Source organism: Mesorhizobium sp. A623 (genome assembly GCF_054489405.1).
In genome coordinates, this window is the sequence record NZ_JBTMXB010000032.1 from 39,705 (window position 1) to 50,840 (window position 11,136).

Below are 11,136 nucleotides of genomic sequence, written 5' to 3' on the forward strand. Positions count from 1 at the left end.
CGGAGCGCCGCCATGGCCGCGATCAAAATTGAAAAATCAAACGGCGTGGCCCGCATCTGGCTCGATCGTCCCCCGGTCAACGCTTTGACCATCGCGATCTACGACGAAATCGGTGACCTCTTCGAGCAGGCCTCGGAATGGGACGAAATCAACTGCATCATCCTGACCGCGCGCGGCGAGCGGGCTTTCTGCGCCGGGCTCGACCTGCACGAGTTCCTCGCCGCGACGCCAAAAGAAGATCCGGCGCGCGCGAAAATCGTCCGGCGCATGTTCTCCGCAGTCCGCAACGCTGCCGTGCCGGTGATCGCTGCGGTCAACGGACCGGCGCTCGGGGCGGGTTGCGTGCTCGCCTCCGTTTGCGACATCCGGATCGCTTCCGAAACCGCCAAATTCGGCCTTCCCGAAATCAATGTAGGGCGTTGTGGCGGCGCTGCGCATCTTGGCCGCCTGATCCCTCAATCCACGCTTCGCCGGATGATCTTCACGGGGCAACCGATCGATGCCCACGAAGCCTGGCGCGTGGGTTTGGTCAGCGACGTCGTATCCGGCGACCGCCTTCAGGCCACGGCCGACGAACTGGCTGCTGTCGTCGCAGCTAAGGCGCCGCTCGGCCTGCGGCTCGGCAAGGAATCGCTCAACCGGGTGGAATTCATGTCTGTCGACGAGGGCTACGCCCTCGAGCAGACCTACAGCACCCGTTTGATGATGTCCGAAGACGCGCGCGAAGCCACGCGCGCTGTGATCGAAAAGCGAGCGCCGGCTTTTGTCGGGCGGTAAGCCACCCTCGCAGCCAGGACTTGTACAGCATGCCCGAATACGCCGAAGAAGACAGTGGACGCCCGATTGACCCGCCAGTTGTCCGCCTGGAGTTTCGCGACAACATAGCGCTTGCGGTGATCGACAGCCCGCCGGTCAATACAAGCACCGTAGCCATGCGCCGCGGCATTATGGCGGCTCTTCGCGAAGCAGCGGATCACAAGGCCTTGGGTCTCGTTCTTATCGGGGCCGGGCGCAATTTCATTTCCGGCTCCGATCTCAGGGAATTCGAGGGCCCCCTCGCCCAGCCGGAAATGCCGGCGGTGATCGAGGCGATAGAAAAAGCGCCCTTCCCCGTTGTCGCCGCCATAAGCGGCGCTGCGCTGGGCGGCGGATACGAGATTGCCCTTGCCTGTGATGCCCGCATCGCCGATTCGACAGCAATCGTCGGCCTACCCGAGGTTAAGCTCGGTATCCTGCCCGGAGCCGGGGGGACCCAGCGACTTCCACGCCTCGTCGGCATTGCGCGCGCGATCGAACTGATTGCAACCGGTCGGCGCGTAACAGCCGATCAAGCCCACAAGCTGGGCATGATCGATCTCCTGGTTCAGGAAAATTTGCTCGCTGCGGCGATGTCGTTGGCACGCGAACTGGCCGGCAAACGGCTCGTCTTGCAGATGGCCCTGCCGCTGGAACCGGACGAGACAATAAGAAAGGCCGAGCGCTCGGCACTTTTGAAGTCTGGTGGCACCCCGGCGACCGCTATGGCCATCGAGATGATCAAGAATGCGGCCACGCTCGATGCGCAGGAAGCGCTCAAGCGCGAACGGGACGCATTCAATCAGTTGCGGCAGAGCCCGGAGGCAAAGGCGTTGCGCTACGGGTTCTTTGCCGAGCGCGCGACGCGCGATGCTTTCGATGCTTACCCGGCAAAGCCCCGGAATATCGAAAAGATCGGTCTCGTCGGCGGCGGTTCGATGGGCGCGGGCATCGCCGTGGCATTTCTTGCAGCCGGGTATCCGGTGACGCTTGTCGAGCATGACGAAGCGGCAGGCGATGCAGCGCGCAAGCGCATCTGCACCCTTCTCGACGCAACGGTAAAGCGTGGTCGGATGGAAGCTTCCGACGCCGTGGGTCACCTGAGGCGGATTACCGTTTCCACAAGTCTTGGCGCGCTGTCCGACGCGGATCTCGTGATCGAGGCAATCGTGGAGGACCTGGGAGCCAAGCAGCGTCTGTTCGCCGAACTGGCGGCTATCGCCAAGCCTGGCGCGATCCTTGCCACCAACACGTCGTATCTCGATATCGGCGAAATCGCGGCAGCGACAGGCAGGCCGACCGACATGATAGGTTTGCACTTCTTCAATCCGGCACAAATCATGCGCCTGGTGGAGGTGGTGAGAACACCCCGAAGCGGAGCTGATTCGCTTGCCGGGGTGTTTCGGCTCGTGCGACGGCTTGGCAAGATCCCGGTTCTGGCCAAGCCGGGCGAAGGTTTCATCGGCAATCGCATCTATGCGGCCTATCGTCAGCATTGCGAGTTGCTGGTCGAGGATGGGGCCGCTCCCGAAGAGGTCGACGCGGCAATGGAGGAATTCGGATTCGCCATGGGACCATTCAAAGTGGGCGATTTGTCGGGATTGGATATCGCCTGGGCCCGTCGCAAACACTTGGCGTCAAAGCGCGACCCGCATGAGCGATATGTCGAATTGCCCGATCTGCTCTGCGAGGTCGGCCGCTTCGGTCGCAAAACGGGCGCGGGCTGGTATGCCTATCCCGACGGCTCCACGCCGCGATCGGATCCCGCCATCGATAAACTCATCCACACCTATCGTTGCGAGAAAGGCATTGTGGCGCAGCCGCTTGCGCCAAGCGAAATCCGTGCTCGCGCCCTTGGCGCGCTCGTTAACGAGGCCAAGCACGCTCTTGCCGAGAAGATCGCCTTTACGTCCAGTGACATCGACGTCGTGATGGTCCATGGCTTCGGTTTCCCGGCCTGTCGGGGTGGTCCGCTTTACTGGGCCATGCGGCAGGACCCGACCACGCTGGAGGCCATGATCGCCGCCGCAGCTGCCGCCGCAGGCCCGGGATTCAAACGCGCGCGTCTGTAATTTAGGGTATGGAACCGGTCGAATCCGAAAGGGTGGCATGGCATCAGCGATGTTGGGCGCTGCATGACAGGGGTTGAAAAAGAACTTAAGCTAGCCCATAGGCATAACAGGAGCGCCCCGGTAACCGTCATGGATGAAAAACCGAAGCCGAGGATGGATTTTTCCCGTAGCGCGATTGCACGGTATATCCAGCTTGCGACTTTCTTTCGCCGCCGTATCGAGTCGGGCCACTGGCCGTTGGGCAGTCAGATTCCGACCGTCGACGACCTGGCCAACGAGTGCGGCGTGGCCCGTGCCACGATTCGCCAAGCTCTCGATATCCTTGAGCAGGAGAAGCTGATCGAGCGCTACCGCGCCAAGGGTACTTTCGTCCGGCGCAGCCCTCTGGAGGAACTTTGGTGCTCGGTAGGGACAGACTGGTCGGGTTTGCTGCGTCCGAGCGACGATGCCCGTATCGAGATCCTGTCTGAAGAACGCGATGTCGAACTCCAAAGCGTCGCCTATCAGATCGGCACCCTGGCACCGAGTTATCGCCATCTCCGCCGGCGGCATTGGCGCAAGAACGCCGCCTTCCTCATTACCGACATTTACATTGATGAAAGACTGCGGGATTTGATCTCGCTCGAGGACGTCAAGACAAAGACCGCGTTGCGCCTGATCCACGACATTGAGGGTCTCGAGATCACCGACGCCCGGCAAACCATGACGATCGGTACGGCCGACATGGATATAGCTCAATCGCTGAGCATGCCGCTCAATGCGCCGGTTGCCTTTGTGCACCGCCGAGTCGTGGACAGCGAAGGCGTTACAGTGCTCGTCGCGGAAGGCATTTATCGCGGCGACGTCGTGCGCTTCGATCTAAAGCTGAAATAGGCAAACCTGCGTCAGACAATCGCGTAGCTGAGCGGGTTGCCTGCCTCGTGCGCTTCAATCTCCTTGATCATGCAGCCAATCAGCTTTGTACGGACCTCGCGGGTGAGAGAGGCGGAATGTGGGGTCAGCACAACATTGTCCAGCGCGGCAAAGCGCGGATCGAGATCTGGCTCCGAGGCGAAGACGTCGAGCGCCGCGCCGGCAATGCGATCGGCTTGGAGTGCATCGAGAAGGGCCGCCTCGTCGATCACCGATCCACGCGCGATATTGATCACGAAGCCCGTCGGGCCGAGTGCTTCCAGAACGCCCGCATCGCATATGTGGTGCGTCTCCGGGCCTCCCGAACACGCCAGGATCAAAATGTCGCTGTCCGCCGCCAATGCTGCCGGATCGTCATGGTAACGGTAGTCGAGATCGTCCTTTCGGCTACGGTTCGTGTAACCGACCGTCATGCCGAGCCCCTTTCCCCGCCGGGCGATGGACCGGCCAATCTTGCCCATACCGATGATTCCAAGGCGCTTGCGGTCTAGACTGGTCGAGACCGGGATCCGCACTTTCAACCAGTGGCCAGCGCGGACGAACCGGTCCGCCTCGGCAATTCGACGGGCGATGGCGTACATGAGCCCGATGGCGAAATCCGCCACGTCCTCCGTCAGGATGTCTGGCGTAATCGATACCCGGACGCCGCGCGCCGACGCTGCTTCGAGATCGAGTTTGTCCCGTCCAACGCCCTGTGACAGTACAAGCCCAATGCCGGGGAATTGTTCGAGATCAACGGCTGTGAGACCGCGCATCGCGGTGGTGACGGCTATCGTGCATTGGTCCGCATCGGCTCGATCTCCGGCAGATACGAGATCGTGACACGCGCCTAAAGCTTCAGTGAGATCGGGAGGCAGTTTTGCAAGTACGAGGAGTTTCGATTTTGTGGCTAGCATGACAATCCGAACAGCTTGACCATGAAAGAGCAGCGGACGCTGCCGTTGCGCCGTCGATGTTGTTGACCCATAGGCCGACTTGAAATGACCCGCCCCGCCCGGCTCGCGGTAGCAGGTGACGTCTCTTTCGCGTCAATCGCCACGACACCATAGGCCATAAGAATGACTATATGGCTTATTGCGCTCCTGTCCAGACTTCAATTGCTTTGGATGATGGCACATCAGCTCTGAAGATTGCGGGGCAATATCGAGGCTCCGGCTGCGGCCTCCGTAACAATATCTGTGCAATATCAAATACATAATATAGATGCCCCGACTTCGATGGCTTCTTCGCTATCCAGACGAACGTATGCCAGCAGCGCCAAAATGAGCGCAGTATCCGGATTTTTTTCGGATTGCCTTCGCCCGAAAGTTCATATAGTTAGCTTTTAGTCCTTTTAGTCAGTTTACGGTCCCAACGGTGACAGCACACATGCAGCCATGGCCCCTGCGACAGCCAGCGCCGCGGTCATCCAAAGCCGGAACGGCGCCGAGCCGGAGCACATCATGAGAGGCGATTGGACCGATCTGTTTTCCGGGCGCGCCCGGGCAATTCAACCGTCGGCCATTCGCGCAATGGCGAAATATCTCGCCGAACCAGGCGTGATCTCATTCGCCGGCGGCGCCCCCGATCCGCAGTTCTTTCCGGCAGACGAAGTCGCCGCGGCGGCGGGCGCTATTCTTGCCGATCCCAAGCGTCGGCAGCAAGCGCTACAATACGGCCCCTCGGAAGGATATCTTCCGCTTCGAGAATTTCTGGCACGCGAGTTGTCCGCAAAGCATGCTCAGACCAGCTTCGATGAAATCATCATCACAAGCGGGTCCCAGCAGGCGCTTGAGTTCGTCGGGAAAACCTTTTTGGATGCCGGGGACCGGATTGTTGTCGCCAACCCGACCTATGTCGGCGCCCTACAGGCGTTTTCATTGTTTGCACCTGAGATCGCGTCCGTTTCGGCCTCCCCCTCCGCGATCGACATCAGCGCTCTTGAAAACGCCCTGAAGCAAGGCGCCAAATTTCTTTACCTCATGCCTGACTACGGCAATCCCACAGGACAGAGCCTTTCGATGGAAGACAGGCTGGCGGTTCTGGATCTCGCGGCACGATATCGGACACCTCTCATCGAAGACCAGGCCTACGAACAGTTACAGATCTCGGGCGAACCGATGCCTTCGCTGCTGCGGCTTGCAAAATCTCACCCCCAGCGTCCCGACGTCCTCTATCTCGGCACTTTCTCCAAATCTCTCATGCCCGGTTTGCGGGTCGGATGGATCGCAGCTCCGACCCAGGTGATCTCCAAACTGGTCGCGATCAAGCAGGCCTCCGACCTCAATTCGGGGTGCCTGAACCAGATGATCGTCCATGACGTCGCACAAAAGATTTTCGACACTCGGGGCGAAACGCTTACGCAGGCCTACCGCCTCAAGCGCGATGCGATGCTGGACGCGCTTTCTGGATACATGCCGCGTGGCATTGAATGGACCAGGCCGGCAGGTGGAATGTTCGTCTGGCTGACATTGCCTGCCGAGATTGATGCGACGGCGATCCAGATGCAGGTCTTTGAGCAGTCGAAGGTCCTCTATGTGCCGGGCGCCTCGTTCCATGCCAACGGTGGCGGTGAAAACACGATCCGCCTCTCCTATTCACTGAACGATCCCGCGCAGATCGAGGACGGAATTCGCCGGCTTTCAAATGCGCTATCGATGGTCGTGTCGAGCGACGCGGCTTTAGTATGAAGGCTAAGCACAACCAATAAAAACCGACTGGGAGGATAATATGAACGGCAGGAAATGGATGATGGCCCTCGGCGCGTTGTCGCTGATGGCGGCTGGAGCGGCACCAGCAAGCGCGGGATTGCTCGACACCGTCAAGGAGCGCGGATTCATAAAATGCGGCGTGAGTGAGGGTCTCGTCGGCTTTTCCGCGCCGAACGACGCCGGTCAATGGGTAGGATTTGACGTCGACGCCTGCCGAGCGACGGCAGCCGCCATTTTTGGCGATCCCAGCAAGGTCGAATATGTGTCGCTCAACAGCAAGGACCGCTTTACCGCTCTGCAATCCAGCGAAGTCGACATGTTGCCGCGCACGACATCGTGGACGCTGAGCCGCGACACCAAGCTCGGATTGGATTTTGCCGCGATCAACTATTACGACGGTCAGGGCAACATGGTGCACAAAGATCTCGGGGTCTCAAGCCTCAAGGAACTCGACGGCGCCACCATTTGCGCCCGTACGGGTGCTACCACCGAGTTGAACCTTGCCGATTATTTCCAGACCCATGGCATGAAATATACCTCTGTCGTTTTCGACAAGAGCGATGAAATCCGCAAAGCTTACGACAGCCGGCGCTGCGATGTCATGACGGGCGACCTTTCGCAGATCGCGATCCGCCGCAGCCAGATGGAAAACCCCGCCGACCATGTGCTCCTGCCCCAGACCATCTCAAAGGAGCCGCTGGCCATCGCAGTCAGGCAGGGCGACAGCCAGTGGACCGATGTCGTGCGCTGGAGCTTTTACGCAATGCTTCTCGGTGAAGAATTCGGCTTGACCAGTGACAATGTCGCCGAACAGAAGGAAAAATCCACTAATCCCAACGTCCGCCGCCTGCTGGGGGTCGAGGATTCGCTTGGTGAAGATCTCGGAGTGTCGCAGGATTGGGCGTACAACATCATTCTCAAGGTGGGCAATTACGCTGAATCGTTTGACCGCAATCTGGGCAAGAAGTCGCCCATCGGTCTGACCCGCGGATTAAACGCGCTCTACCGCGACGGCGGTCTGATGTACGCGCCGCCGGCTAAATAAAAGTCGAACCTCGCGATTGCATTCCATCTCTTGCCAGCGATGGATTTGATGGAATGCCATCGTCCGTGAGGTTTGTCGTCATATCATGAATACAGCGCGCTCTCGTTCCATCCTCATCCAGACAGTGATCCTGCTGATCGTAATTCTGGCTGCCTTGTACTTCGTCCATAACGCCGTGATCAATCTCGCGCATCTCGGACTGGCGTCTGGCTTCAGCTTCCTTGGCAAGGTTGCAGGATTCGACATCTCATTCGCGCTCGTTCCATATACGGTTGGCGTTTCGACTTATGGACGCGTCCTCCTGGTCGGCATCGCCAACACGCTGGCCGTCTCAGCTATTGGCATCCTTATGTCCACGATACTCGGGTTCGCCATTGGAATGGCGCAACTGTCGGGCAACTGGCCTTTGCAGAAACTGTGCCGAAGCTATATCGAAATCGTGCGGAATATCCCGCTCATCTTGCAATTGCTATTCTGGTACACCGTCGCTCTCGCCTCGTTGCCAAGTCAGCGGCAGAGTTGGTCCGTCTTTGACGTAGCCTTCCTGCATGTTCGCGGCCTTAACATTCCAAAGCCGATTGTGACCGCTACCACGATCTGGCTGGTGGCGGCGGTAATCGTCGGCGCGCTGCTGTGGCTTGGTCTTACGAAAATGGCCATGCGAAGGCAGGGGCAAACCGGTCGGCAGATCTCGCACGCGAACTTGCTCGGGTTCGGCCTCTTCCTGGCCATCGTCATCCTAACCGCCCTTGTTGTGAAGAACCCGATCAAGTGGAGCATACCAAACCTGACGGGATTCAATTTCAAGGGAGGCCTGTGGCTTCCGCCGGAGTTTGTCGCGCTGCTGATGGGGCTGACGCTCTACAGCTCCGCCTTTATCGCGGAAATCGTGCGCGGCGCCGTTATGGCGGTCGCGAAGGGGCAAAGCGAGGCCGCGCTGAGCCTCGGCCTGACCCGACGCCAGACCATGCGGCTCGTGATCGTTCCCCAGGCGCTGCGCATGATCGTTCCACCCCTGACGAGCCAGTATCTCAATCTGATCAAAAATTCCTCCCTTGGCGTAGCCATCGCCTACCCGGACATTGTGTCCGTGTTCGCAGGCACGTCGCTCAATCAGACAGGCCAAGCCATTGAGATCATCTTCATTACCCTTTTGTTCTACCTCGCAATCAGCCTGCTCACCTCCGGCTTCATGAACTGGTACAATGCCAAAATCGCGCTCGCCGGAGCGAGCCGATGACGGCGCTACCGGAGTATATGGAACGACCGCGCCCGGTAAATTCGAAGCGAACCTGGATCAAGGAGAACTTGGTCAAGTCTCCCCTTCATGTCCTGTTGACCCTGGGATCCTTTGCAGTTCTGGCCTACGTGACCTATCACGTCGTCCTATGGGCTTTCATCAATGCCACATGGACGGGTAACTCGGCCGGGGATTGCGCTCGCAACGGTGCCTGCTGGCCTTTCATCGCGGCGCGCTTCAACCAGTTTCTCTACGGCTTTTATCCCCAGGATCAGGTCTGGCGGATAAACCTGCTTGCGGCGATCGCCGCCTTGTGCGCCCTTGATCTGATCATTCCGCGCCTACCCTTCAAGCAGCATGTCGCGGTGTTTCTGATCCTGATCTTTCCCTTTCTCGGCTTCTTTCTTCTGTATGGCGGGTTCGGGCTTGAAATTGTCAGCACACCGAAATGGGGAGGGATCACGCTCACCCTCGTAATTGCCTCTGTCGCCATTTCCGTTTCGCTACCCCTGGGCACCTTGCTGGCTCTCGGCCGTCGCTCGCAAATGCCGGTCGTCAAATGGCTTTCGATCTCGTTCATTGAATGCATGCGCGCAGTACCGCTCATTTCGGTACTGTTCATGGCCTCCGTTTTGTTGCCCCTTTTCCTGCCCACCCAGGTGACCGTCGACAAATTGCTGAGGGCGGTCGTCGGCGTGGCCTTGTTCGCTTCCGCCTACATGGCGGAGGTGGTTCGGGGCGGCCTGCAGACGATTCCCAACGGCCAGACCGAGGCGGCAAAATCGCTTGGCTTGTCGATGTGGAAAGTCAATCTTCTCGTCGTTCTACCCCAGGCTCTGCGCGTTTCCGTGCCCGGAATCGTCAACACCTATATTGCGATCTTCAAGGATACCTCACTGGTGATCGTTATCGGCCTCTTCGACATTCTCGGCATGATCAATGCCGCCGTAAACGACAGCAAATGGATCGGGATGGAACTGGAAGGCTATGTTTTCGCCGCTGTATTCTACTTCATCTTCTGCAACGGCATGTCGCGGATGAGCAGGCGTCTCGAAAAGCAGTTTCAAGCTGGACACTCAACCTGACGGATCGGGCAACTACCAGATGACGACACCCTCCAGACACCTCGCCAGAATAGCCTCCTACCGGATTGAAAGGTGCATACAGCCGCAGGAGGACCCCGACTGGACCAACTCCAAGGGCACGATCGCAGCCCTTGACGGGTTGATCGTTAGCCTCACTTCCGAAAATGGCACGGTGGGTGAAGGCCATGTCGAGGCAATGGGATTTTACGCGGACACGCTTGCAGGATCGGAGGCCGCGGCTCACGCGATAGGCGAAGCCCTCGTGGGGAAAAATCCCTTCAATATCGAAGCACTGCTCGATGTCATGGGCCGAACCATCCACGAGCATGACGCCACCAAGGCCGGATTCGACTGCGCCCTGCACGATCTGGTCGCGAGACTGCTCGAGGTACCGCTCTATGTCCTGTTTGGCGGACGCCGGCACGGCGCGCTTCCACTGCAGCGTATCTTACCGCTCAAATCACCCGAAGCCATGGCTGACGATGCCCGTAAACTGGCCGCGCAGGGGTATCGCAGCCTGAAGCTCAAGATCGACGCCGATGGCGATATGGCCGTCAAGCGCGTGGAGATGGTGCGTCAGCAGGTTGGCCCCGGGGTCGGCCTTTCCGTCGACGCCAACCAGGCTTATGGCCCCAAGGATTTCCTGCCCGTCATGCTGGCTCTGGAAAAATACGGCGTCGATCTCATCGAGCAGCCGGTGAAGGCGCACGATTGGGATGGCCTGAAGTTCCTGACGGACCGGAGCCAAGTCATCATTGAAGGCGACGAATGTGCGCGATCGCTGAAGGACATCCTCGACCTCATCAAAATGAACGCCTGCGATGGCTTCAATCTCAAGGTCATGCGGCTCGGTGGGCTGCGCAACGTCCAGACTGCCGCACGCCTTTGCGAAGTAGCCGGCCGCCGCTATCGGGTGGGCACCGCCTTCGGCCCTCGGCTCATTGCGGCGCAGTCGGCACATCTCTCAGTCAGCCTGCCGCGTCTTTCCTATCCGCTTGAATTCGCCGAGTTCGAACACTTCCTGAACGATCCTTATGAAGGCTTGGAGACAACCGGCGGCATGCTGGAGATAACCGATGCGATCGGTTCTGGCGTGCGCCGTAAATGCGGCATCGGCGACAGGTAACCGGGCAGCGTATGTGACAGCCGAAGCTGCGGCGTGTGGCTGGGAGTTGTCTGCCTATCCGGGTGCAGTCCACATCAGCATCCGGCAAAGCCAATACCTGACGGATGTATTTGACAAGAACCGTTCTGCTCTGATGCCCTGGAAGTGTGCTCTCCGGGCGCTCTGTTCCGG

9 protein-coding genes are annotated in these 11,136 nt (G+C 59.2%); 8 read left to right on the forward strand and 1 reads right to left on the reverse strand.

Annotated elements, in window-relative coordinates:
- Positions 1–12: 12 nt before the first annotated feature.
- From ACX3P1_RS22695 to ACX3P1_RS22705, 3 genes are all read left to right on the forward strand, one after another.
- Positions 13–777, forward strand: a complete 765-nt coding sequence (locus ACX3P1_RS22695) for an enoyl-CoA hydratase-related protein (RefSeq protein WP_459081853.1) — start codon at positions 13–15, stop codon at positions 775–777.
- 29 nt (positions 778–806) lie between these two features.
- Entirely contained in the window at positions 807–2,867 is a 2,061-nt protein-coding gene (locus tag ACX3P1_RS22700) for a 3-hydroxyacyl-CoA dehydrogenase NAD-binding domain-containing protein (RefSeq protein WP_459081854.1), read from the forward strand.
- A gap of 129 nt (positions 2,868–2,996) precedes the next feature.
- A complete protein-coding gene (locus ACX3P1_RS22705) occupies positions 2,997–3,740 on the forward strand; it encodes a GntR family transcriptional regulator (protein WP_459081855.1) in 744 nt (247 codons plus the stop codon).
- An 11-nt stretch (positions 3,741–3,751) separates the two neighbouring features.
- Here ACX3P1_RS22705 and ACX3P1_RS22710 read toward each other — a convergent pair whose 3' ends face one another.
- Positions 3,752–4,675 carry a 2-hydroxyacid dehydrogenase gene (locus tag ACX3P1_RS22710; RefSeq protein ID WP_459081856.1) on the reverse strand — a complete coding sequence of 308 codons (924 nt, stop codon included), beginning with the start codon at positions 4,673–4,675 and terminating at the stop codon, positions 3,752–3,754.
- 480 nt (positions 4,676–5,155) lie between these two features.
- Here ACX3P1_RS22710 and ACX3P1_RS22715 point away from each other — a divergent pair, with 480 nt between their 5' ends.
- The 5 genes from ACX3P1_RS22715 (at position 5,156) to ACX3P1_RS22735 (ending at position 10,965) form a co-directional block, all read left to right on the forward strand.
- Positions 5,156–6,448: an aminotransferase-like domain-containing protein gene (locus ACX3P1_RS22715; RefSeq protein ID WP_459081857.1), complete on the forward strand. Its 1,293-nt coding sequence runs from the start codon at positions 5,156–5,158 to the stop codon at positions 6,446–6,448.
- Positions 6,449–6,488: 40 nt separating this feature from the next.
- Positions 6,489–7,514: an amino acid ABC transporter substrate-binding protein gene (locus ACX3P1_RS22720; protein ID WP_459081858.1), complete on the forward strand. Its 1,026-nt coding sequence runs from the start codon at positions 6,489–6,491 to the stop codon at positions 7,512–7,514.
- Positions 7,515–7,599: 85 nt separating this feature from the next.
- Positions 7,600–8,754 (forward strand): amino acid ABC transporter permease, encoded by a 1,155-nt coding sequence (locus tag ACX3P1_RS22725; RefSeq protein ID WP_459081859.1) that lies wholly within the window; start codon positions 7,600–7,602, stop codon positions 8,752–8,754.
- Entirely contained in the window at positions 8,751–9,839 is a 1,089-nt protein-coding gene (locus ACX3P1_RS22730; protein WP_459081860.1) for an amino acid ABC transporter permease, read from the forward strand. The genes ACX3P1_RS22725 and ACX3P1_RS22730 overlap by 4 nt, the downstream gene beginning before the upstream one ends.
- A gap of 19 nt (positions 9,840–9,858) precedes the next feature.
- The gene (locus ACX3P1_RS22735; RefSeq protein ID WP_459081861.1) at positions 9,859–10,965 is read left to right on the forward strand and encodes a mandelate racemase/muconate lactonizing enzyme family protein; all 1,107 of its coding nucleotides are present in this window, start codon (positions 9,859–9,861) and stop codon (positions 10,963–10,965) included.
- Positions 10,966–11,136: the final 171 nt, after the last annotated feature.